This is a genomic window from Blastopirellula marina DSM 3645, assembly GCF_000153105.1.
Taxonomy (GTDB): domain Bacteria; phylum Planctomycetota; class Planctomycetia; order Pirellulales; family Pirellulaceae; genus Blastopirellula; species Blastopirellula marina.
This window is the reverse complement of the sequence record NZ_CH672376.1, coordinates 1,840,052-1,863,787: the sequence shown is the minus strand read 5'-3', so window position 1 is coordinate 1,863,787 and position 23,736 is coordinate 1,840,052. Positions and strand designations below refer to the sequence as shown.

Annotated in this window: 17 protein-coding genes and 1 pseudogene; 2 read left to right on the top strand and 16 right to left on the bottom strand. The window is 58.1% G+C overall.

The window, feature by feature from the left end; all coding sequences use genetic code 11:
• Positions 1–25: 25 nt before the first annotated feature.
• The 16 genes and pseudogenes from DSM3645_RS09440 to DSM3645_RS09365 all read right to left on the bottom strand — a co-directional run bounded on the left by DSM3645_RS09440 (position 26) and on the right by DSM3645_RS09365 (position 21,407).
• Positions 26–1,003: a serine O-acetyltransferase gene (locus tag DSM3645_RS09440; RefSeq protein WP_002651903.1), complete on the bottom strand. Its 978-nt coding sequence runs from the start codon at positions 1,001–1,003 to the stop codon at positions 26–28.
• A gap of 334 nt (positions 1,004–1,337) precedes the next feature.
• Positions 1,338–3,440 carry an elongation factor G gene (locus DSM3645_RS09435; protein ID WP_040351731.1) on the bottom strand — a complete coding sequence of 701 codons (2,103 nt, stop codon included), beginning with the start codon at positions 3,438–3,440 and terminating at the stop codon, positions 1,338–1,340.
• Positions 3,441–3,611: 171 nt separating this feature from the next.
• Complete coding sequence (gene hisA / locus DSM3645_RS09430) at positions 3,612–4,337, bottom strand: 1-(5-phosphoribosyl)-5-[(5-phosphoribosylamino)methylideneamino]imidazole-4-carboxamide isomerase (RefSeq protein WP_002651901.1); 726 nt, start codon at positions 4,335–4,337, stop codon at positions 3,612–3,614.
• A 379-nt stretch (positions 4,338–4,716) separates the two neighbouring features.
• Complete coding sequence (gene hisH / locus DSM3645_RS09425) at positions 4,717–5,337, bottom strand: imidazole glycerol phosphate synthase subunit HisH (protein ID WP_002651900.1); 621 nt, start codon at positions 5,335–5,337, stop codon at positions 4,717–4,719.
• 157 nt (positions 5,338–5,494) lie between these two features.
• Positions 5,495–6,292: an OmpA/MotB family protein gene (locus DSM3645_RS09420; RefSeq protein ID WP_002651899.1), complete on the bottom strand. Its 798-nt coding sequence runs from the start codon at positions 6,290–6,292 to the stop codon at positions 5,495–5,497.
• Between the two features lie 68 nt (positions 6,293–6,360).
• On the bottom strand, positions 6,361–6,882 hold the full coding sequence (locus tag DSM3645_RS09415; RefSeq protein WP_002651898.1) for a hypothetical protein: 522 nt from the start codon (positions 6,880–6,882) through the stop codon (positions 6,361–6,363).
• Positions 6,883–7,065: 183 nt separating this feature from the next.
• Positions 7,066–8,352: a prepilin peptidase gene (locus DSM3645_RS30635; RefSeq protein WP_002651897.1), complete on the bottom strand. Its 1,287-nt coding sequence runs from the start codon at positions 8,350–8,352 to the stop codon at positions 7,066–7,068.
• Positions 8,353–8,371: 19 nt separating this feature from the next.
• A complete protein-coding gene (locus DSM3645_RS09405) occupies positions 8,372–8,905 on the bottom strand; it encodes a shikimate kinase (protein ID WP_002651896.1) in 534 nt (177 codons plus the stop codon).
• 3 nt (positions 8,906–8,908) lie between these two features.
• Positions 8,909–10,396 carry a shikimate dehydrogenase gene (gene aroE / locus DSM3645_RS09400; protein WP_002651895.1) on the bottom strand — a complete coding sequence of 496 codons (1,488 nt, stop codon included), beginning with the start codon at positions 10,394–10,396 and terminating at the stop codon, positions 8,909–8,911.
• 87 nt (positions 10,397–10,483) lie between these two features.
• Positions 10,484–12,397 carry a DNA mismatch repair endonuclease MutL gene (mutL, locus tag DSM3645_RS09395; protein ID WP_002651894.1) on the bottom strand — a complete coding sequence of 638 codons (1,914 nt, stop codon included), beginning with the start codon at positions 12,395–12,397 and terminating at the stop codon, positions 10,484–10,486.
• Between the two features lie 15 nt (positions 12,398–12,412).
• Positions 12,413–13,894: a sigma-54-dependent transcriptional regulator gene (locus DSM3645_RS09390; RefSeq protein WP_002651893.1), complete on the bottom strand. Its 1,482-nt coding sequence runs from the start codon at positions 13,892–13,894 to the stop codon at positions 12,413–12,415.
• A gap of 54 nt (positions 13,895–13,948) precedes the next feature.
• On the bottom strand, positions 13,949–14,689 hold the full coding sequence (locus tag DSM3645_RS09385; protein WP_002651892.1) for a two-component system sensor histidine kinase NtrB: 741 nt from the start codon (positions 14,687–14,689) through the stop codon (positions 13,949–13,951).
• Positions 14,690–14,816: 127 nt separating this feature from the next.
• A pseudogene (gene pnp / locus DSM3645_RS09380) lies at positions 14,817–17,034 on the bottom strand (polyribonucleotide nucleotidyltransferase).
• 247 nt (positions 17,035–17,281) lie between these two features.
• The gene (rpsO, locus tag DSM3645_RS09375; protein WP_002651889.1) at positions 17,282–17,551 is read right to left on the bottom strand and encodes a 30S ribosomal protein S15; all 270 of its coding nucleotides are present in this window, start codon (positions 17,549–17,551) and stop codon (positions 17,282–17,284) included.
• Positions 17,552–17,805: 254 nt separating this feature from the next.
• Entirely contained in the window at positions 17,806–20,280 is a 2,475-nt protein-coding gene (locus tag DSM3645_RS09370) for a ComEC/Rec2 family competence protein (RefSeq protein WP_131282382.1), read from the bottom strand.
• A gap of 149 nt (positions 20,281–20,429) precedes the next feature.
• Complete coding sequence (locus DSM3645_RS09365; protein ID WP_002651887.1) at positions 20,430–21,407, bottom strand: GlxA family transcriptional regulator; 978 nt, start codon at positions 21,405–21,407, stop codon at positions 20,430–20,432.
• Between the two features lie 228 nt (positions 21,408–21,635).
• Here DSM3645_RS09365 and DSM3645_RS09360 point away from each other — a divergent pair, with 228 nt between their 5' ends.
• Entirely contained in the window at positions 21,636–22,370 is a 735-nt protein-coding gene (locus DSM3645_RS09360; RefSeq protein ID WP_002651886.1) for a DJ-1/PfpI family protein, read from the top strand.
• Positions 22,371–22,459: 89 nt separating this feature from the next.
• Positions 22,460–23,206, top strand: a complete 747-nt coding sequence (locus tag DSM3645_RS09355; protein ID WP_002651885.1) for an SDR family oxidoreductase — start codon at positions 22,460–22,462, stop codon at positions 23,204–23,206.
• Positions 23,207–23,736: the final 530 nt, after the last annotated feature.

Below are 23,736 nucleotides of genomic sequence, written 5' to 3'. Positions count from 1 at the left end.
CCTGACCTACAATTCTTCGTTGCTCTTAAATCTGAAAGTTGACTTCTTCCGAGATTTCTTCCGGCGGCGTCTCGCTGCGGAGGCGCAGTCGCGGTTTTTCTAGCAAGACGGTCGTATGTGGTTCAACGCTGCGGGTGAGCCAGACGCTGGACGCGATGACCGAGTTGTGACCGACCGTCGTTCGACCGCCCAGGACCGTTGCGTTGGCGTAGATCACCACATGATCTTCGATCGTGGGATGCCGCTTCATGCCGCGGACTAGGTTGCCGTCTGAGTCGGTATCAAATGACAGCGCGCCCAGGGTCACCCCTTGATATAGTTTGACATGCTCGCCAATTTCGCAGGTCTGCCCGATCACGACGCCGGTGCCGTGATCGATAAAGAAGTAACTGCCGATCGTTGCGCCGGGGTGAATGTCGATGCCGGTTTGCTTGTGGGCCCACTCGGTCATCATGCGGGGAATGAACGGCACGCCGAGCGTGTAAAGTTCATGCGCGATGCGAAAGACCGAAACCGCTTCGAGACCGGGATAGCAGAAGATCACTTCGTCTAAACTGCGGCAAGCGGGATCGCCGTCGTAGGCGGCTTGCACGTCGGTGGAAAGTTGATCGCGGATTTTCGGCAGACGATTGAGAAACTCAATCGCCATCGCTTGGCCCTTTGCTTCGTAGTCGGTCTTTTCGTCGGGGTCGCATTCGCCCCGCTCATGCTTCAGGCGTTCATCATGCTGCAAAGCGCGAGCGATTTGGGTCGTTAGCTTGTCATGCAGCCCATCAATCAGGTCTCCCACATGATAGGTGATATTCCCCATGTGCAGGCCTTCGCGACGACGATAGCCGGGGTAGATGATTTCCTTCAGGTCTTCCAGCGCCGAGATGATGATCTCGTAGTTCGGCAGCGGGCAATGACCGAGATGGTTGATCGTGCCGATCTGCTTGTAAGTAGCGACGATGCGGTCGGTCAGCGAAGGAAGGTCTTCTTTAAGTTTGGCGTCAGAAGCCATGGCTGCGTTTCCTGTGTCGGCGAGAGAGCGTTGTGGGCGAGACGATCGCGGCCGAGAACATCCCGGCCGTCTGGGCGTTTAGCTCAAACAACAACAGCGACAACAGAAACGATGCGACACGGGGCACATAATGACGTACCAATCTGGGGAAAACGGAGCGAGTTTGCCGACCAGGCAATTGATTTATCTTACGCCTCGCCGCCGGGGAAGACAAAGGGGCGCATTTTTCTTCGTCTTTCTACAGACGCGAAGTTTAACTTGTTTTGTGACGTTCAGCCGCCGGTACTGGGATTACCGGCGGCGATTGGGTTCGATCACGGTCGGTGAAAATCGGTCACGAATCGTCTTCTTCCACCTGGCCTGACTGCCGCAGGATCATCTCTTGCAGGTTGGGCGGAGCGGCGTCGTAATGGCTAAATCGCATGTTGTACGATCCTTGCCCGCCGGTCATGCTCGATAGCGTTCGCGCGTACGATATCACCTCGGACAGGGGCGCAGTTGCGCTGACCGTCTGATAGCCGGGAGTTGCGTTTTGGGCGCCCATCACTTGACCGCGGCGGGTCGACAAGTCGCTGTATACGTCCCCCATGTTCGACTCGGGAACGGTAATCTCCAGGTCAGCCATCGGCTCAAGCAGGACCGGATGCGCCAGCTTGAAGACATCCCGCAACACTTTCGATCCGGCGATTTTGAACGCCGTTTCTGAACTGTCGACCGGATGGAACTTGCCGAAGTAAACTTCGACGCAGACGTTTTCAATCTGCCGCCCCGCCAAGACTCCTTGGTTCAGCCGTTCCAGAAAACCTTTCTCGATCGCCGGCATAAAGTTGCCTGGGATCGCGCCCCCGACGACCGAATCAATCCACAGAAAGTTGAAGTCCGGGTGATAGTGCCGGCGTTTCATATGCGGAAAACGGGACTTCGTAGCGAACTGCTCGACGTCGGTTCCGCGGGGCAGTGGAAACATGCGGATATGGACTTCGGCAAATTGCCCGCGGCCGCCGGTCTGTTTTTTGTGCCGATACGAACCTTCCGCTTCGCGCATAATCGTTTCGCGATAGGGAATTTTCGGCTCGTGCGTTTCGATCTCGACATGATCGCGCCGCGCGAGTCGCTCTTGCAGCAGGCAAAGATGTAAATCGCTCATCCCACGCAGCACCACTTCGTGCGTTTGCGGATCATGCTCGACACGGACCGTTTGATCCTCTTCGACCAGCTTGTGCAACGCCGCCGCTAGTTTCGCCTCGTCGTTGCGACTCTTCGGGCGGATCGCGACGCCGACCATCGGTTCGGGGAAATTGATGTCCGGCAGTTTCAGATCCCCTTCATTCACGCCGGTATGCAAGTCTTCGATCTTGGCGACGGCGACGATATCGCCGGGTTGCGCTTCGTCGACGGGACGCAGTTCGGAGCCTTGCACTTCCATCAATTGGCCAATCTTCACCCCTTTGCGGCTGCCGTTGTTCAAGTGGATCGTGTCGTCTTTGTGCAGCGTGCCGTTGTAGACCCGGATGTACGACAGCTTTTGCACAAAGGGATCGATCCGCGTCTTGAACACTTGCGCCGCCAATGGTCCGCTGGGATCGCCGGTCAGTTCGATCGGCTCTCCATCGGGCCCCAAGGCGCTGCGATGCATCAGCGATGGGGGAACCGAGCAAATGACCATCGCATCCAGCAGTTCGGCAAATCCGACCCCGGTCTTGATCGAACAGCTGACGACCGGAACCAATACGCCGGCCGCGACGGCGCGCGGAATCAAATCGGCCAGTTCGGCGCGGCTAGGAACTTCCCCTTCAAAGTAGCGCTCCATCCAGGTTTCGTCCGCTTCGATCGCCGCTTCAACCAGCGGTTCTTGATAAGAGCGAGGATCGACCAAAGCGCCGCTGGGATCGGCGCCGTCATCCATCACGCCGACGACGCGCTCGAAGCGTCCCTCGTTGGCGCAGGGAACGTTGAAAGGGATGCACTGCGAACCAAACGTCTGCCGGATCGAATCGAGCAAGGACGGATAGTCGACGTTTTCGAGGTCCATTTTGTTAACGACGATGATTCGTCCGAGCCCGGCTCGCTGAGCTTCGGCAAAGACGCGACGCGTGTTAACGGCGATGCCGGCATGCGCGTCGATCACAATGACGGCTGTATCGGCGCCGCGGATGGCCGAGATCGTTTGCCCGATAAAGTCGGGATAGCCGGGAGCGTCGATACAGTTAAAGCGGACCCCGCGATGGCGGAAGTGAGCAAGCGCCGCTTCGACCGAATAGTGATGCAGCTTTTCTTCGGGTTCAAAGTCGGTGACGCTGGTGCCGTCATCGACACTATGGCGGCCTTCGACTTCGTGCGTCGTTTCGAGAATGCGGTCGATCAGGCTCGTTTTGCCAGACGAACCGTGACCGCACAACACAATATCGCGGACACTTGCCTCAAGACGGGTAGTCATACCAAGACTCCTTTGACGGGGGTGGAGGACTTGGCGAGTCGCCGATCGCCCGGTGCGGTCAAAAACTCGCCACGGTCGGCCTGGGAATGCTGCGTCTAGCGGAAGGCGGCGGTTGGGTTGCTCCTTTGCTTACGTCGCTTGTGTAAAAAGGGGTGACGTAACTTTCCTGGGCTATAAAAGGGCTGCTCGAGCTGCTTCTACCGCAGCCGAGACAGTCATTTTTCCTTCGTAAAGCGTTCGTCCGACGATCGCGCCGTCGAGGCCGGCGGTCGCTAGTTGGGCGACGTCGTCTACCGTGGTCACCCCGCCAGAAGCGATCACCGGAAAGCGAATCGACGCTTTCATTTCGGCCATCGCCGCGACGTTCGGACCCGCCATCATGCCATCGGTCGCGATGTCGGTATAAATGACTGCCGCAATCGGCAGGTGTTCATATTTTTGGGCCAGGGCGATCGCCGACATGTTGCTCGTTTCAAGCCAACCATCGGTCGCCGCCAAGCCGTCGCGCGCATCAATCCCCAGCGCCAATTTGCCGGGATAACGCAGGCACATCTCTTCAAACCATTCAGGCTGACTGACCGCTTTGCTGCCGATCACCAAGCGGGCCATGCCGAGATCAAGCAACGTTTGGATCGTTTCTTCGTCACGGATTCCCCCTCCCAACTCGCACGGAATATTGACCGCTTTCAAGATTTCGGCGATCGCCGTGCGATTGCTGACCTGACCTTCTTTGGCGCCGTCGAGATCCACCAGATGGAGACACTCGGCGCCTTGATCGGTCCAACGCTGTGCCATCTCGGCCGGGTCATCGCCAAACACCGTCTCTCGGTTGTAATCGCCTTGTTGCAGGCGAACGCACTTTCCGCCGCGAAGATCAATGGCGGGCCAAATCTGCATATCGTCGGTGCTTTCTACTTTAAGCTATTGGATTGAATCGGCGCGAATCCGCGTTTTGAAGTTGCGATTCTTGGAAACAAACGAACACGTGGCAATATTCGGGCGCCATGTTCTTATTAGCCGTAGTGCGTTAGCACCGGTTTCTGACGGGAACTCATTTGCGATGGACAATTGAGGACAAAAACCGCGGCTAACGCCCTGCGGCTGATTTCGTGGAAGGCTTTGCCGTGTTCTATTCTTCACGAACCCCAAAGCGCAACTTCGATAAATCAGCGTTGGGCTTCGCTACCTAAAATATCTCACACAACGCCGGCAGCGACAAGTAATTACCCCGTAGCGATGCGCCAAAGCCTTGAGTTTGCGGGGCTAGGCTCGCGGATTATGAGGCCGCAGGATTCCACTCGGCGAAGTTCTTCAAGACCTGCAATCCGCTGGCCTGGCTTTTTTCGGGATGGAACTGGGTCGCGACCAGATTATCGCGCCAGATCGCCGCACAAAACGGCTTGTCGTAGGTCGCTTCGATCGCGACAACCGCTTCGTCAGTCGGCACAACATAGTACGAGTGGACAAAATAGAAGTGGGTCTGATCCTCGATCCCGGCGAAGATCGGCGGCTTGTGGCGAAACGTCACTTGGTTCCAGCCCATGTGGGGGACCTTCAGCTCGCGCGGAACTTGAAACCGAACCACTTTGCCCGGCACGATTCCGAGACCTTCGTGCTCGCCCCCTTCGTAACCGACGTCAAACAGCATTTGCAGTCCGAGACAGATCCCCAGCAACGGCTTGCCGGCGGCAATGTGATCTTTGATCGGACCGACCAAATCGCGGCGCCGGATCTCGGCGATTGCATCTTCAAATGCGCCGACGCCTGGCAGGATCAGATGATCGGCCTGGGCGATTTCTTGGGCGTCGCTGCTGATGACCGCCTGGTGACCTACCTTCTCGATCGCCTTCTGCACGCTTCGCAGGTTGCCCATCTGGTAGTCAATAATCGTGATCATCGCGGCTCGCTACTGGATACGCCTTCAACGGACTGGCCCCGCCAAACAGACGCGGACTAGCGCAAAATGTTCGGCAGACGAGCGGTCCATTGTAATTGGAATCGACCGTTATCGTCAGGCGCCAAAAAGGGGCGTAAATAGTGACGTTAGAGCGGCTTTAAGAGCCGACGTCTTCGGGGTAGATCACAATGTCGATCCGGCGATTGCGGGCCTGGCCGGCAGGCGTCGCGTTGGAAACGACCGGATGATTGCCGCCGTGCCCTACGACAAACAGCCGATTGGGCGGAACTTGCCCGCGAGCGACCAGTTGGTCGAAGGTTGCTTGGGCCATGCTGGCCGAAAGCTGATGCTGCGACGCGAACGGCGGCGACGCCGCCTGGTTGTCGGTGTGTCCTTCGACCCCGATCAAATTGCGGGGGAACTGCTGCCGAATCGCGTTGGCGACCTGGTCGAGCGTCCCATAGGCGTTTTGATGCAGCGTGTTGGTGCCGGTCATAAAGATCTGATCGGCCGGAATCTCGATCCGAATCAGGTCGCCGTCAACACGGACTTGGGCGCCGGAAATTTGAATTTGCGAGACGCTTTGCTGCAAGCTGTTGTTGGGAGTGATCGTCGCGCCGCCGCGTTGCCGTGTCGACGCCAACAGCGTGGTGTTCTCTTGCTTGGCCGAAGCGATTTGCTGCTGAGCTTGCGTCAGCTGCTCGCCGGCGTCACGCAGCTGCTTTTTCAACAGGCCGACTTCGTCTTGCAAGATTTTGGATTGCTGCTGCGTCTGCGCGATCTGGGCGTGCAGATCTTGATTGTTCGCGTCCAAGCCCGAGGCGCGCCGTTGGAACTCGGCGATTTGAGCTTGTTGTTGCTGCTGAGCGGTCAATGCCTGCTGACGTAGCGCGGCGTCACCGGTACATCCGGCGGCGAAGGCGATCAACAGTATGGAAGCGACAAAGCGGAACATCGTGTCGGCAAATCGGGTTCGAAACTTGAGACAATCTGGCCAGCGGGGCGGATCGTAGCAAGCATGGTTTATGCCGGCAAGGTCGTTTTATGCGATGCTAGCGTTTTCGGATCGTCCGCGGTCGCGTAATCGCCGTAGAAACGCTTGATGTAATTGCGTCCAGGCAGATGCGCGCAATGAGGCTCCCAGCCGCTCCGTTTGAGATTCCGCTCGCTTATTTGCGGATTGGAAACATCGGTAACAATCGCCGCCGCTCGTCGCAGACGCGCGACTTCGTCCAGCGTTTCTAGCGCGCAGCGAAACGTTCGCCAGGTCGTCTGCTTGCCCGAGATCACATAAACCAGCGACAGGAATCCTGGCGCCGTCCATGGAGCGTTGTAGTAGAGCCAGCAACGGTCGCCGGCGGCTCTCTGATGAACGTACCGTCCGATCGTTGCAACTTCCAGTCGAGAGATCCACTTCGGCCAAGGGCGAAAATGAATCGCTTCCAGTTGGGACTCACGAGCCACGATCACGCCATACCGACGAGTGCGCACCACGTCGGCGCTGGCCGGCAGGTTGGTGATCGTTTCAAAGGGTAGGCGCAGCATCAGACAGTTCTCCAGCACAAGAATAGCTCACATTTCGTGCACAGGACGAACCGAATCTAACGGCACTTCGACATCCCCTTGAGAACTGCCCAACGATCGCCAAACCGAATCATCGGCCGTTCCCGCTCGGGCCTTTCTCGACTTCGGCCGCGGCGGGGCCGTATTTCATCCTACTTGGCAGAATTACGAATCCCGAAAAAGCACGCGTTCTTTGAAAATTTGCCAGGGCCATAGGATCATTCCGACGGCGACCGGCAGCGCGAGAAAAATCGCCGGCAAGATCCAGCCCAGCACCAACATCGGCGAGTATTGCTGCCAAAAGCTGGGCCAGTACAAAAAGAGAAACAGCGTCCCGAAGCAAAGATAGGGACCAAACGCCAGCGCGACGTCGCCGGTCGTCAGCCAGCGAATGACGGCAAACAAACACGCGATCATCGGCGCCAGAAAGAAGATTGCAATCGCCGGCTGCCAACCGGCGTAAGCGCCGATCATGAACATCAATGTTACGTCGCCAAAACCCATCGCTTCGCGTCCAAGCGCGGCTCCGGCAAAGATCCGGACGAGCCAGACGAGCGCTCCGGCGAACGCCATGCCGACGAGTGCTGAAAGCATGCCTTGCCAGGAATCACTTCCGGCGGCGATCCACCAGACCGCCGTGATCCCGATCAGTCCAACCGCCAACAGTCCCAGATTGAACGGAGTCAGCGCATAGCGACGCATGCTGCCAACCAAAAAGTCGCAGGCCCGCTTCCACCCTTTGCGCCGCCAGATGATCTTGGGGCAGATCGCAAACCACCAGCCGAGATATAGCGCCAGCGCGATCGCCAGACCGGTCGGTCCGTTCAAGTAGGCAGGCCAATCCTCGGCGCCGGTCGTCAGCCGCAGAAACGTCGCTTCGACCGTGCCGTCAAAAGTGACCGGCACGTAGGTTACCGGCGGATCAGGAACAGTCAACAGCGACATCGGCAGCGCCGCGGCGAAGACTAGTCCCAGCAAAAAACCAGGGATCGTGATCTCGTCGGGGATCAAACGCTCGTCAAAGTCGATAAACGTGGCGACCGCCATAAAACAGACCAGCGTCAAGTGGCTGACGAACGTCGCATGCAGCGCCCCTTGCATGTTGGCCGCCGGGGTCATGATGATCTCTGGAACGAGATCGCCGCTAACCACGATCCAATAGTAGTACGGCGTGAAGAGAGCGAAAAAAAGTTCGATCAAGAGAGGGCGAATCCAATAGTAGCCGCCGTGCAGCGGAACTTCGCGACTGAGCGAGAGCCAACCGAAAATCGGGATTCGATCAAACCAGGATCGCGCTGGCGCTTGATCCAACTTGGGCGTCCAGGGATCGATGCTGGCAGCCGTCGATCGCAAGCGATAGATCGCGCGATTGATCTGACCGCCGGCAAACGCGCCGGTTAGCAACAACAGCAACATCCGCAGTTCGATCGGTAGTGCGAGCCAAGCGTTCACGTCAGCGTATCCTTGCGGCTTAAGACGCCGACTCGATCAAAGGAGCGAAAAATTGGTAGATCTCCCTAGCAACTTCTTCCGGCGTCTGCTGCTGGGCGTCGACGATGACGTCGGCCGTTTCCCGATACAAAGACTCGCGCACCTGCAACAATTGCTCGATCTCTTCGCGGGGAGTCATCTCGGTCAAACGAGGACGCTGCGTTGCGGTCGCCGCATCGGCCGAGATGCGGGCCATGATCGTATCGGCATCGGCGGTCAGCCAAAAAGTATAGCTGTTGGCCTGGATCGCGGCTCGATTCTCCGCGCGCAACACAGCGCCGCCGCCGAGCGCGACGACTTGCTGGTCTTGCTGCATCAGATCGGCGATCACGGCCGTTTCCAGATCACGAAACGCCGGTTCGCCATCGGCGGCGAAGATCTGAGCGATGGTCCGCTGCGCGCGGCGCTGTAGTTCGACATCGGCGTCAATAACCGGCCAACCGAGACGCTCTCCCAGCAGCCGAGCGACATGCGACTTGCCGACTCCGCGAAATCCCACCAACGCCAGATTCATCCGCTAACTCGCTTTCACGGCGCCGGTGATTTTCTTCAGCGTGTCCCGCATCAGATCGCGTGACGGTTCAGATCCGGTAAATAGCTGGTATTGCAGCGCCGCTTGGCGCACGAACATGTCAACGCCGGTCACGACGCGGCATTCGCGCTGTCGCGCTTCTTTGATCAACAACGTTTGTTCGGGATTGTAGACCGTGTCAAACACGACCATGCCGGCTCGCAGACGGACTTTGTCGATCGGCGACTCATTGACGTTCGGGTGCATGCCGACCGGCGTGCCGTTAATCAAGATATCGACCCGTTCCAGGCCGCGATCTTCCCACGACACCATTCGACATCCCAAACCCTTGGCCAAATCGTCGGCATTTTCGTCGGTGCGGCTCGCGATGATCACGTCGACGCCGCGGTTCTTCAATCCCCATGCGATCGCTTTGGCGACTCCGCCAGAGCCTAGCACCAGCGCCGTCTTATTTTCATAAGGGTTGGCGACATCTTGCGGCAGCGCGGTCGAAAGACTCGCCAGCGCCGCGTCACAGTCCGAATTGAAGCCGGACGGGCCTCCTTCATCGAACAAGACCGTATTCGCGGCGCCGATTCCCTGGACCGCGGCGTTGGGCTTCTTGATCATCCGCACGATCGTTTCTTTGTGCGGGATCGTCACGCTCAACCCTTTGATCTCCAGCGCCGGACAATCCTCTTGAATGAACGAAGCCAGGTGCTCGCGCGGTACGCGGAACGGCAAGTAACAACGATTGGAGCCTTGGTCGCGGAAGCAAGCGTTGTGCAATTGCGGGCTCAGACTATGTCCGATCGGATCGGCGATCACGCCGTAGATTTCGGTCTCGGCGTTGATCTGGTCGTAGCCGTAAACCTCGCGCATCTGCTGATAGCCGATCTGCCCCGGCGCGAGCGTACGCTCGTTCGAGTAAGTCGAATAGGTGATCGGCACGCCGTACTTGGCGCCCAGGATGCGCGTCGGCGTGCCCATGTCTCCCATGCAGAGCGCGATGGTCGGAACGTTATTCCGCTGCGCTAGTTTGAGCATCCGAATGTTGTCATGCGGCGAGTTGGCCATCGTCGCGAGCTTGACGATATCGGGATCGAGCTTGCACATCCGCTCATGAATTTCTTCGATGTCGGCCGGCGTCTCGCGAAAGTTGTGGTAGCTGATGATCCGTTTGGTCGTACCGTAACGCGGAATGTTGGCGGCAATGTCTTCTTCGATGTCGACATAGTCGGCTCCGTCGACAATCGCCGTACGCAACACCATCTGGCGTTCCGCTTCCATCCCGGCCCAACGACCGCCATCTTGCTCGCGCCGACAAGTGACCAGCACCGGACCGGGGCGATCGTTCAGCAGACGCTTTAGCTTGATCGTGCCGTTGATGTAGTCTAGGCGCAGCTCGACCAGCTTGACCCCTAGATCCACCAGATGTCGATGCTCGGCGATGATATGTTTATGTCGGCCGCGGCCGATGCTGACGCAGATCATGGAGGGAGAAGTACCAACAGATTTTATGGGGGGCTGTTCCACCGGCATTAGGCGAATCCTCTATTTTGGCTTGCCCGGACGCTCGGATCAAATCCTCTCAAAGCGCCGATCAAGCTCTTCTTTCGTAAAAACCAGCGAAGTGGGGCGCCCGTGCGGGCAATGGTGAGCGTCTTGGCACAGGTGCCGCAGTTCCAATAAAGCGTCAATTTCCTCGGCTGAGAGGCGATCTCCCGCCTTTACCGCCGCTTTGCATGACATCATATGCAGCAGTTCGTCCAGCAAATCACGCCGATCGGGCCGTTTTCCATCGCCAACCAGATGATCAATAATTTCGCGCAACGTCTCACTTGGTTTGCGGCGGTCGAGTATCGCAGGATAGCTGCTGATCAGGATCGTATCTCCCCCAAACGATTCGACCTGAAATCCCAGTTGAGCCAGCGGCTCTTGAGCCTGCATCACGGCCGAAAATTCGGACGGCGACAGATGCATCGTCTCGGGAGCAAGCAGGTTTTGCGTTTCCAGTCGACCGGCCAGCGCTTTCTCTCGGAACTCTTCGTACAAGATCCGTTCGTGCAACGCATGCTGATCGATCACCACCATTCCCTCGGGGGTTTCCGTCACCAGATAGCGGCGATGTAATTGTAACGCGCGACCCGGCGTCGGTTGCGGCGGCGTTTCATGCGGCGCGTCCAAACGGGCCCCTTCGCCCGGTTGACCATTGCTGCGCGAAGACGCAGCGGCCAATGCGTCTCGATCAAAGCGACTCAGTTCCAACGGCGGATGACGCTGCGACCGAAAGTCGAGATCAAGCGACTCTTGCACGCTGCGACGTTCACGCAGGTCTTCGTCGTCCGCCGGCAATTGCCCTTTGGCCCACGCGACCAACTCTTCGCGCATGCGGGCCGCCGTTTCGACATCGTGTCCGTTGATATTGCCGCCGCCGCTGGCTGCGCCATGCCGATTATTCCCATGCAACTCATCACTATCGACCGGCTTGTAAGTCGCCGTCAAATCGGTCGACAAGAACTTGGTCCGCAGCGTTCCCAGCAACTGACTATAGATGCGGCCGCTGTCTTGAAAGCGAACTTCCAGCTTGGTCGGATGTACATTGACATCGACCATCTCCGGCGGCATCTGCAAACGCAGGAACGCAATCGGATAGCGTCCCGTGAGCAGTAAGCCGCGATAGGCTTCGGACAACGCGTGCTGCAGCGCTCGATCACGAATGTGGCGACCGTTCAAAAACAAGAACTGCATCTTGTTGTTGCCGCGATTGAATTTTGGATCGGCGACGTAACCTGACAAGCGAATCGTGTCGTCGGCGTTATCGATCGGAATCAAATGGGTCGCGATCTCATCGCCAAAGAACGCGGCCAACCGTTCGCGCCAATTGTCGCTGGGGGGCAGATCGTAAATCTGGCGAGCCCCATGCTTGAGCGTGAAATGGACATGCGGAAACGCCAGCGCGATGCGGGTAAACGCTTCGCTCAAATGACCGAATTCGGTCTGCGTCGTTCGCAGAAACTTCTTCCGCACCGGCGTATTGAAGAAGAGATTGCGAACTTCGATCGTTGTGCCGACTGCGGCGCCGCAGGGAGTAACTTCGACCAGTTGGCCGCCGTTGATGTACATTTCGGCCGCCGCATCCGATTCAGGAATCCGGCTGCGCAACCGAAACTGGCTCACCTCGGCGATCGACGCGAGCGCTTCTCCGCGGAACCCGAGCGTCCCCACATGAAACAGATCATCGGCGTCCAAAATCTTGCTGGTCGCGTGCGAAGCGACCGACAGCGCCAACTGATCTTCGGCGATGCCGCAACCGTTGTCGGCGATGCGCACTAGTTCAGAACCGCCGTGCTCGATCGTCACGTCAACGCGCGTCGCGCCGGCGTCGACCGAGTTCTCCATCAATTCTTTAACGACGCTCGCCGGACGTTCGATCACTTCGCCAGCGGCGATCTTGTTGACCACGCTGGTCGGCAGTTGGCGTATCGTTGGCATCCGAGCCTCCTGCGACTAATTGTCGCCGCGAAGATTGTATTCTTTGATTTTGCGATACAGCGTCCGCTCGCCGATCTGCAACATTTTGGCCGCTTCTTCGCGATTTTGATTCGTAAACTTCAACGTCTCCGAGATAAAGCGCTTCTCGACTTCGTTCATCGGCTGGCCAACCAAATCCAGCAAACCGGCCTTGCCATCCGCATCGATCGCCAACGACGCGCTAGAGGAGGACGGCGGAGGCAACGCGACCGGGTGAATCACATAGTCGGCCTCGTCCATCAATTCTTCCGGCAGATCGTCGATCCCCAGCACGCCGTCCAGGTCCAGCACGACCATGCTTTCGACCAGGTTCCGCAATTGGCGAACATTGCCCGGCCAATCGAATTGATAGAAGCGTTTGACGACCGCTTTATCGATCCCCTTCACCGCTTTTCCATGTCGCTTGGCGAAATGGCGACGGAAGTGATCCATCAACGGGATGATGTCGTCGCGACGTTCACGCAGCGGCGGAACGACCACGGTGACAATCCGCAGACGATAGTACAAGTCGCTCCGAAAAGCGCCCCGGCTGATCGCTTCTTCCAAATTGCAGTTGGTCGCCGACAGCAAGCGGACGTTGATCTTGATCGGCTTATTTTCGCCGACGCGCGTGATCTCGCCTGACTCCAATACGCGCAACAGCTTCACTTGCGTCGCCATCGGCATGTCGCCGACTTCGTCCAGAAACAGCGTGCCGCCGTTGGCGTACTCAAACCGGCCGACCCGTTCGGTCGCAGCGTCGGTGTAGGCGCCTTTGGCGTGCCCGAACAGCTCGCTCTCGAGCAAGTGTTCGCTCAGCTCGGCGCAGTTGAGCGGCACGAACGGCTTGTTCTTACGCGGGCTGTTCTGATGAATGGCCTGGGCGACCAGCTCTTTACCGACGCCGGTTTCTCCTTGGATCAAAATGCTGGCGTCGGTCGGTGAGATCCGTTTCAGGCGATCGATCACATGCCCCATCCGAGCATCGGCGAAGATCAAACCTTCGTAGCCAAACCGCTCGTCCAACCGCTGCAACAAGTCGGTGTTGGTCTGCCGCAACTGAACCGTCTCGGCCGCGCGACTGACGGCGGCGCGCAGCTTGTCTGGGGTGAGCGGCTTTTCCAGAAAGTTGAATGCGCCCTGCTGCATCGCTTCGACCGCGATCGAGATCGTGCCGTGACCGGTGACGACGATCACCTCGCAGCCGGGCAAGTTGCTCTTCGCCTTCTGCAAAACGCCGATGCCGTCGACCTCGTTCATCACCAGATCGGTAATGACGATCTCAAAATCGTCCCGCTCGATCCGCTCGACCCCTTCCGGACCGCTGGTCGCGATCGTGCAGGGATAGCCGACACGCTCCAAGCTTTCGCACATCGTCAGCGCGTGGGCCTTGTCGTTGTCGACAATCAAGATCCGAAACGCACCGTGATTCATCGGCGCGATCTCGGTAGAGTCGGACTTGGGGTGGTCGCCAGTCATACGTTTCAATTTAGCGGAATCGAGCGAAACTCACTAGAACCGCGCGTCAAACGGCTAGCCGCCGATGCGTGCCGGCTTCGGAAATTCCAGCGTAAACTTCGTTCCTCGCCCTAGTTCGCTCTGCACGTCGATGCGAGCGTGATGGGCGTCAATAATCTTTCGCGCCAGCGGCAATCCGAGCCCCGATCCCCCATCTTTGGTTGAGTAGAACGCGTCGAACATATGCAGCGCGGTCTCTTCGTTCATGCCGCAGCCGGTATCGATAAAGCCGAGAGCGACTCCATGCCGCGTCTCCTGCGTCCGCACCATCAACGTGCCGCCGTCCGGCATTGCTTGGATCGCGTTAATCACCAGGTTGAGCAGGGCCGAATAGAGGGTCTCGGCGTCGCAATTGATGCTGGGCAAATCGGCGTCGAGAAAACGGACGATCTCGATCCCCTGCTTCTCGGCCTGGGCGGCGACAAAGTCAAGCACGCGATCGACCTGCTCATTCAAGCTGCCTGGCAACAGATTCAGCTGCCGCAATCTGGCAAACCGCAGAAAGTCATCCAGCAGATTTTGCAGTCGCATGCATTGATCTTGGACGATCTTCGTCTTTTGCAGCGCGCGGCGCTCGGCGGAAGTTTGCGGCGGATCAAGCTCTTCCGCGAGCAGATCCATGTTCATCCGAATGACCGAGAGCGGGTTCTTAATTTCATGCGCCAGCGAGCCAGCCAACTGCGCGATCTCGTTGTATTGCTCGAGCAGCCGTTGGTTGATCGTCTGATTTTCGGGGGAAGACGATTCGCCGGTCACCAATTTTGACTCCGCAAAAGTGCTCTAGTGACGAAAACGCCCGGCGACGCAATCGCGAAGCCGGGCGAATCATGTTCGGCGGAAGGCTGACGCTTTCCGCTTGTCTTTTCAGCAATCGTCTCAGCGACTAGTCTTCGCGACGTCCGCGTCCACCGCCGCTGCGACCACCACGGCCGCCGCGATCGCCGCCGCGTCCACCGCGATCTCCACGACCGCCGCTGTCTCCGGCGCCGGCCGTCTGAGGTTCGCCGCCGGCATCGCCTTCAGGCGCGTCGATCGCTTTGTGGCTCAGCTTGACGCGGTCATGCTCGTCGACGAGCAAGACTTTGACCTTGAGCATGTCGCCCACTTTGACGACGTCATTGACGTTGCCAACGTATTCGTTCGACAGTTCGCTGATGTGGCACAAGCCGTCACGACCCGGCAAGATTTCGACAAACGCGCCGAAGTCTTTCACGCTGGTGACGCGACCTTCATAGATCTTGCCAACTTCGACTTCGCCGGTGATCGCTTGAACGCGAGCCAACGCCGCTTCGGCCCATTCCAGCGTCGAGCTGGCGACCAACACGGTGCCGTCTTCTTGAACGTCGATCGTCGCGCCGGTCTCTTCTTGGATGCCGCGGATCGTTTTGCCGCCCGGTCCGATCAGCAAACCGATCTTTTCGGGGTTGATCTTGGTGCTCAGCAAGCGAGGAGCCCAGATCGACGGCTCATCTTTCGGCGCCGAGATCGTAGTCAACATCGTGCGGAGGATTTCGATCCGAGCGATACGCGATTGTTCGAGCGTCGCTTTGATGATCTCGGCGCTGATGCCTGCGATCTTCAGGTCGAGCTGGATGCCGGTGATGCCGTTTTGCGTACCGGCGATTTTGAAGTCCATGTCGCCGAAGTGATCTTCGTCGCCCAGGATGTCGGTCAGCAGGATGAAGTCATCCCCTTCTTTGACCAGACCCACCGAGATGCCGGCGACCGGATTGCTGATCGGCACGCCGGCCGCCATCAAACCGAGGGTCGCGGCGCAAACGCTGGCCATCGAGCTCGAACCGTTCGATTCCAGAATGTCCGAAATCACACGGATCGTGTAAGGGAACTCATCGGGACCCGGCAGAACCGGCTTCACGCTACGTTCGGCCAAGGCGCCGTGCCCGATCTCGCGACGACCCGGTCCACGAATCGGGCGGCATTCGCCAACCGAGTAGGAGGGGAAGTTGTAGTCGAGCATGAACTTCTTGGCGTACTCTTCCTGCAGTCCATCCACGCGTTGTTCGTCGCGCGACGTCCCCAAGTGATCGTCACCAGCGATTGCGTCTCGCCGCGTTGGAGACCGCCGAGCCGTGAACGCGCGGCAGCACGTCGACTTTGCATTCGATCGCACGCAGCGTATTTCCGTCACGTCCGTCCGGACGCGTGCCGGCGAGGATCAGATCGCGCACGATCCGTTCGTCTAGATCGTGCCAGGCTTCTTTGAAGACGGGATCGGTGATCGCGTCTTCCGCATTGGGATCCGGGATCATTTCGGCTTTGACCCGTTCTTTCAGGGCTTTGACCGCTTCGGCGCGATTTTGCTTGCCGGAGGTCTGCTTGGCCGACTTGAAGTCGTTGTAGTAACGATCGACCAGCGTTTGGTAAATCGGGTTCGGAGCCGCGGCTTCGTAGTTCGACTCTTTGGCGCCCGCCTTTTCCAGGAACTCCAACTGCATGTCGCAGATCTGCTTGATGTATTCATGGCAGGTCTCGATCGCTTTCAGCATGATGTCTTCAGGCATCTCGCGTGAGAAGCCTTCGATCATCAAAACCGATTCTTTGTTGCCCGAGATGATCAGGTCGAGATCGCTCTCTTCCAACTCTTCGTGAGTCGGGAAGACGACGAATTCGTCATTGATGTGCGCCAAACGAACGGCGGCCAGCGGGCCATCGAACGGCAAGCTCGACAAGCCGAGCGCCACCGCAGCGCCGTTCATCGCCAGCACGTCGCCGTCATTTTGACGATCGCTGGAGAGAACATTGGCCATCACTTGAACTTCGTCGCGAAACCCCTTGGGGAACATGGGGCGGATCGGGCGATCCATGAGACGACAAGTCAGAATTTCTTTGGTCGTCGGTCGGCCTTCACGCTTGATGAAACCGCCGGGAAACTTGCCGGCCGCCGCCGTACGCTCGCGATAGTCGCAAGTCAGGGGGAAGAAATCGGTGCCGGGACGAGAAGGGCCGGTTGCTGCGGCCGTCAAAACCACCGTATCGCCGTATTGCGTCAGACAGGCGCCCGCCGCTTGTTTCGCCAAATACCCCGTCTCAAACGACAGGGTCAGTTTACCAATCTGCTTTTCAACTCGGATAATTTCCACTTTCCGTTTCCTAACAATACATTGCGATCCCCGCGGCGCACTATCCGCTCGGTCAAAAGAAAAGAACGACCTTGGGCGACGAGAATCATATTCCAAAAATGCTTTTATCTATCTACGCCTACATCCGCCGCTGCGCGCAGTCGAACCGTCGACACGCGCATTTTCGCCGGGCAAGCAGACCAGTGCTGCGCCCTGGCGAAGAGGAAAATATTGACGAGACCAGCCGTCTCGTCGGGCAATCCGACAACTACTTGCGGATATTGAGCTGCGCCAGCAGTTCCAAGTACTTTTCTGGATCGTGACGCTTCACGTAATCCAGCAGACGACGACGGCGGCTGACCATCATCAGCAGGCCGCGACGCGTCGAGTAGTCGTGCTTGTGGGTCCGCATGTGGTCGGTCAGATTGTTGATCCGCGTCGTCAACACCGCAATTTGAACTTCAGGCGAACCAGTATCTTCGCCCGCGCGCTGGAACCCCTGAATGACCTCTAACTTCTTTTCTTTCGTGATCGACATCGGTTGCGACTATTTCCGTAGCTTGGCCAACACGAGCGTCTATCCCGGTCAACTCGACCAACACCTCTCCAAACGACTGGGAGGCCGGGGCAGACAACACTCACTTCCGGTCTATTTCCGCCGACTGTGTGTGGATAAGTCCGTTAATGTAGCAGTCATAGCACCGTTTGCAACCGGAGATGACCCCAACCGCCCTTTTGACAGGGACAAAAACTGCGCAAAACTCCTATCTGCTTACACTTACAGCGAAACCACTACTTATAGGGGAAAGCTGCTATGCCGTAGTCGGTTACCCGCACTGTGACGGAGCCGCTCTTGGCCGTATGCCAAACTTGGGCGCCAAAATCGATCGTTTGGGCGGTCGCTCGCTGCCGGTCACTCACCGATCCGCTTACTACGACGATTTCGGGGTTCGACCATGCCAGAAATCGGGCCGGATCGCTGCCGGCGCTCCCATGGTGCGGGGCCATCACTAGATCGCAGTCGATCGGTTCTTCCCGCAGCACGCCTTCCAGCCCCGGAGTCTCCAGATCGCCCGGCAACAGCAGTCGGCGACCAAACGCTTCGATCAGCAGCACCAAGCTATTTGCGTTGTCGCTTCCCAATACGCCGCGCGCGGTGGGATGCAAAACGAAGACGCTCACGTCCGCTCCTACCGCCAAGCGATCGCCTGCCTGTAACGTCGCGAGCGGAATCTCAGCCGCGGCGATCGATTCGCGCAAAAAGCGCAACCCGGCCGATTCGCGCTCAAACATCACCGGCGAGACATAAACGCGGCCGACCGAGAATCGCTCGAGCAAACCAGGCACGCCGTTGTAGTGATCGCCGTCGGCATGCGAAATGACCACCGCATCCAGATGGGTCACGCCGCGTGACCACAGCAGAGCCGAAACCGATTCGGTCGCTCGTCGCGGAGAGCCGAGTCGACCGCAGTCGTACAGCAAGTTAGAGCCATCCGGAAACTCGACAAAGACCGAGGTTCCATGCCCTACCGAAACAAACGTGCAGCGTAGTTCTTCATCCGCGGCTCGGCCGGTGGACGCGATCGCGACAAACAAACCGAGCGCACACCAACCACCCAAGATCGCGCCGCCGCGGATCAGCGGCCAGCCCCACTGCCGCACGGCGATCGCAACGCAGGCCAACAGCAGATACCAACCGCATGTCCACCATTCCGACGGTCCGGCGACCCAGATGCTTCCGCCTGGCAACGCGTCAGCCGATGAAACGCCAACGGCCAACCAGTGCAAACTTCCATCGCAGAGCAGCGCCGCCGGATAAGCCAACCAACTCGAAAATGGAGAGACGACGCAGACCGCCAATCCAGCCGCCAGCGCGATCGAAGTGACCAGCATCAACGGCGGAGAGTAGAGTAGGGCCGCCGGAGAAATGAGATGAAACCGCGACGCGATCAGCGGCAGCGCCACCAGCCAGATCGCCAGACCAGCGAGATAGGCCCCGCCGATCGAGTAGATCCCGCCGCGCAGCAGCCGCACTTGCCAAGGTCGACTCTCGGCAATCAGCCGATCCAGCGGATCTGCGATGCGCCACGCCAATAGCGGCGCCAGCCAAATCAAAACGGCGACCGCCAAAAACGACAACTGCGGCCCGACCCGAAACAGATCGGCCGGATTCCAACTGACAACCACCAACAGCGCAGCGGCTAACGTATTCCAGGGCAAGACGCGACGCTCGACCAACATCCCCAGCGAAAACACGACGACCAAGACCGTCGCTCGCACCACCGGCGGTCGCATATCGACCAGCAACATATAGCTCACAGCGAACGCTATCACCGCCGCAGCGATTGTCTTCGGCGAGAACAGGCAAAGCCGCAGCACTCCGTAGACGACACCAACCAATACGCCCAAGTGCAAGCCGGAAATCGCTAACAAGTGCACGAGCCCGGTCTGTACAAACTCTTCCGACAAGCGGCGATCGACCTCGGAACGATTTCCCAACAACAACGCATCCGCCAGCGGAGCCGCAGACGGCGACAACTGCGCCGCCAAGTTACGCGCTACATACCGCCGCACCTCGGCCATCAAGCTCCAGAGCGAGAATCGCGGCTTCCCTTGGCTCTCGACACACGCGGCGAACCCGGTCCGCAGCGAGACCAGCGTGCGCTCGGACCTTCCCTGCGCGGCAAAGTCAAACTCGCCGGGATTGGCCGGCGACTCAATGCGCATCGCTTGGCAATAGACGCGGACGCGCTCCCCTGCTCTGACGTTCAGCGATTCGGCTTGCACCAGCAACGACGCACTCCCAACGGCTGGCCTCCAGTCGCGACCTGCTCGAATCGCCGTGATCCGCAGCGGCAAGCGAACCGCTCCCTCTTGCTGAAAATTTTGCAGGGCGTTTTGCGGCGCCGGCGGCAGCGCGATCGGATAGTCGAGAGTGCAAGCTTCGATCGCGATCGGCTGCGACGTTTCTCCCACGCTCATCGCGATGTCGTGGGTCGCAAACCGATTCCACGCGGCGTCATGCAGTCGCGCCCCCAGCGCGGCGACCGCCAACAACACGAGCCAAGAGCCTGCCAGCTCCCACCGTCTCCGCCAGCACAACAGCCACGCCGACAGCGAGACGGCCAACACCAAGACCGGCGGCCAGAGGCCAATCGCCGCGTAGCGATCAGCAAGCATCCCCGCGCACATCGCCCCCGCAATCAACACCAACGGTTGATTCACTTCGCTACGGCGACTGAGGGGAGAATTCTCTGGCGTTTCCACACGAACGTCCGATAGCCCAATGGCGAGACGGAATCGTTCAATTTACCGTGACCGTGGGGCGTGACGCTACACAATTGTGTGACCGCTCTAGGCGAAGCAGCGTTGAGGCAGTCGCCAGGCGCGGCGGTAGAGGACAATACTCGCTCCTGCTAGTCAACTTCCGAAGTTTTCCGATCGTTCGACGAAAATCGGTCCCGGTACTCGCTGGGAATGACCTTTAACACTCTTAGAAACGCTCGTCTCATTGCGTTTACGCCCCCGAACCCGCATTTTGTCGCGATCTCGCCATGATCTGCGGTCGACGATTCGAGCATGTTTCGGGCCGATTCAACGCGGAGGCGTTCGATAAATTTGGCGGGAGTGCTGCCCAATTCTTTGCGAAAAACGCGAGCGAAATTTCGTGGACTCATGTGAACTTGATCCGCCAGCGCCTCTACCGAAAGATCGCGATTGAGATGATCGGTCGCCCATGCCAGCAAGTCGCGTAGTGAATCTCGCTCGGCAATTTGCGACTCCAAGGTCGTACTAAATTGAGTCTGGCCCCCGGCGCGACGGATGAACATGACCAAGTTCCGAGCGACTCTCAATGCCAATTCTCGCCCCAAATCTTCTTCCAGCAGCGCAATTGCCAGGTCCATGCCGGCGGTCACCCCGGCCGAGGTGTAAACGTTTCCGTCTCGGATGTAGATCTGGTCTGACTCCACCGAAATGCTGGGATAACGGCGGGCAAGATCACTACCGCATCGCCAGTGAGTCGTGACTCGGCGACCGTTCAACAATCCTGCTGCAGCGAGGATAAAAGCCCCCGTGCAAACCGAGACGACTCGACGGCTCTGCGCTGCGAGCCGACAAATATGACGTATCGTCTCTGGACTTACCTCCTCTGGTTCCAACCCGTCCGCCGCCGGGACCACCAACGTATCGATCGGCCCGCGGCAAGACTGAATGGTCTTACTGGCGGTGAGCGGCAGCCCTCCTGCGGTCCCGATTTGCAGACCTCCGGCTGCAGCCACAAGCTCCAAAGAATAAGGCTGTGGCGATTTCTCCCACAACTGGTTCGCGTTGTGGAAAACATCCCAAGGTCCAGCGACATCCAATAACACCGCTTGAGGAAACGCCAGAAACACGATCCTTCTCGTTCGGGCTGAGTGTGGCGATGCGCCTGCCTGGCGAGTTTTCTGCGGCATTATCTTCCTCCCACTTCGGCGACCAGGGTTTGACGGATATCGAGCTCAGATTCTGTTTTCGGCCGCCCGACTTTACGGCGAAAGATGGCAGAATTTGACGTGCCTATGTCATTTGAGCCAAAAGAGCGAACGAGTAGATTTTAATTGTCGTATTCCCAATCGCAATGCGTGAGCGAATTGGTGAACAAATCCGACTTCAGCAAACCCAAGGAGACGCGAACGATGATCCAGGTTTTAATTCCACTCTACGAGGATGTCACACAACTGGATTTCACGGGACCGATCGAATTCTTCGAGAACGTTCCTGGAATTGAATTGATCGTCGGATCGGTAGGCGGCAGGTCTATCAAGTCGAAGTCACTCACATTCACCGATCTTGCCGACCTGGCGAAAATTGAGCGGTGTGATGTGCTATGCATTCCGGGCGGGCCGGGATTTATTTCAGCGATAGAGAACGAAACGTTCTTGTCGGAAATTCAGCGTTTGGGGAAGACGGCCAAATACCTGACATCAGTTTGCGTTGGCTCCCTCATCTTGGCGGCGGCAGGCTTTCTCGAGGGGCGGAAAGCCGCGTGCCACTGGGCGTTCAGAGACATGCTGAGTGAATTCGGAGCGATCGCCGATTCCGCGCGAGTCGTTCGTGATGGCAACATCATTACCGGCGGCGGCGTGACGGCCGGAATTGACTTCGCCCAGACGTTGATCGCCGAGTTGTTCGACATCGAAACGGCGCAACGCGTTTCGTTACTTGTGGAATATGCTCCTGCCCCGCCGTTCGGGCCGGGACTCCCAGAGGAATCTCCAGCGCATGTTAGCACGGCCGTAAACGAGCAACTTGCAGAATTTATCGCAGACTGCCGTAGCCGAGTTCGAGCCGTATCTCACCAGACGTCAATCGACTGACCGACGCTCCGACAATCGCAGCGAGGATATGCCTGCGTTCGATTTGATTCTAAGTTCTTCACTCTGTACTTGCATCAAGAGATCACGTGATGAGACTACACCAAAAAACAGCCCTAATTACCGGTGGGACCGATGGAATCGGCCTTGCGACAGCCAAGTTATTCGTCAAAGAAGGAGCACGCGTTGCGGTCACCGGCCGCGATAAAAATCGCATTGAGAAAGCCAAACTAGAACTCGGAGCGAACTCCTTGGTCATCGCTGCGGACGTGCGATCTCATGACGAAATGGCGATGGTCAGCCGTCGAATCCAAGAAGAATTCACCGCGTTGGACGTTCTATTCGCCAACGCAGGACGAGCATTCGACACCCCTCTCGAGTCCACGACCGAAGAGCAATACGATGAAATGATTGACACCAATTTGAAAGGGGTATTTTTTACGATGCAGACGGCTCTCCCTGTCATGCGAGAGGGCGCATCGGTCATTCTCAATACATCGTTTATCAATCAGACCGGTAAGCTTGGTCTCTCGCTTTGCGCGGCGTCCAAGGCCGCTGTGCGGTCCCTGGCTCAAACTTGGTCGAAAGAATTGCTTGCTCGCAAAATCCGGGTCAACGCCGTGTCGCCAGGCATCATCAATACCGACATTATTGCGAAAATGGGGCTGTCGCCAGAAGAAGTGGAAAAAGCCAAATCGCAATTTTCGACCCTGATTCCGGTCGGCTATATGGGCAAGCCCGACGATATTGCGGCCGCAACTCTCTTCTTGGCGAGCGACGAATCCAAATACGTCGTCGGAACAGAACTGGTGGTCGATGGAGGAATTTCGCAATTGTGAGTGAAGTGACGAGCTCGGTTACGGCGTAAGGCTACGAACGACCGCGAAGCCGGGGCGCGAAAAGGGTTGAAAACCATTTTCGCGCCTCCGCTCGGGCGCGACGGGATGCTTCGGTGAAGAGATTAGAGACGCGCTGCTGGGCACGCTAAACAGTATCGCTCGCACGGCGGCACGACGTTCACCTTGAAGACCGCGACGCGACTATCGGGGCGCCGAAAATCGTCTCTCGCGAAGTCAAATATCGATGTCCAGGTACGGCTTGCTTGTGGGACGCGGCTGGCCTCTCTTTTGCAGTAGCAAAAGGCGACAATGGAACGTCCGATTTTTGCTTTCCATTCGTCAGCCACTAGACCGACGATTCGGCCAGCGTCGGGCGTTTTGTTCCCATGACCTCCAACCGGACCAGCGAATCTCGCCGCTCCAGCACGGGCGCCATGGCCACGGCCTTGCGTGGCCATGCTTGCGTCTGGCAATTAAGTAAGCGACCAAAACTCACGAATTCTTGCCCATTCCTGCATCATAAAACGGTA

Bases quoted from the DNA above. Each gene is read 5' to 3' on its own strand.
- DSM3645_RS09435 (WP_040351731.1), bottom strand. From the start codon at position 3,440: ATGACTACCCGTCTTGAGGCAAGTGTCCGCGATATTGTGTTGTGCGGT.
- aroE (WP_002651895.1), bottom strand. From the start codon at position 10,396: ATGATCTGCGTCAGCATCGGCCGCGGCCGACATAAACATATCATCGCC.
- DSM3645_RS09390 (WP_002651893.1), bottom strand. From the start codon at position 13,894: ATGACTGGCGACCACCCCAAGTCCGACTCTACCGAGATCGCGCCGATG.
- mutL (WP_002651894.1), bottom strand. From the start codon at position 12,397: ATGCCAACGATACGCCAACTGCCGACCAGCGTGGTCAACAAGATCGCC.
- DSM3645_RS09415 (WP_002651898.1), bottom strand. From the start codon at position 6,882: ATGCTGCGCCTACCCTTTGAAACGATCACCAACCTGCCGGCCAGCGCC.
- hisH (WP_002651900.1), bottom strand. From the start codon at position 5,337: ATGATCACGATTATTGACTACCAGATGGGCAACCTGCGAAGCGTGCAG.
- DSM3645_RS09420 (WP_002651899.1), bottom strand. From the start codon at position 6,292: ATGTTCCGCTTTGTCGCTTCCATACTGTTGATCGCCTTCGCCGCCGGA.
- DSM3645_RS09355 (WP_002651885.1), top strand. From the start codon at position 22,460: ATGAGACTACACCAAAAAACAGCCCTAATTACCGGTGGGACCGATGGA.
- rpsO (WP_002651889.1), bottom strand. From the start codon at position 17,551: ATGTCGATCACGAAAGAAAAGAAGTTAGAGGTCATTCAGGGGTTCCAG.
- DSM3645_RS09405 (WP_002651896.1), bottom strand. From the start codon at position 8,905: ATGAATCTGGCGTTGGTGGGATTTCGCGGAGTCGGCAAGTCGCATGTC.
- hisA (WP_002651901.1), bottom strand. From the start codon at position 4,337: ATGCAGATTTGGCCCGCCATTGATCTTCGCGGCGGAAAGTGCGTTCGC.
- DSM3645_RS09440 (WP_002651903.1), bottom strand. From the start codon at position 1,003: ATGGCTTCTGACGCCAAACTTAAAGAAGACCTTCCTTCGCTGACCGAC.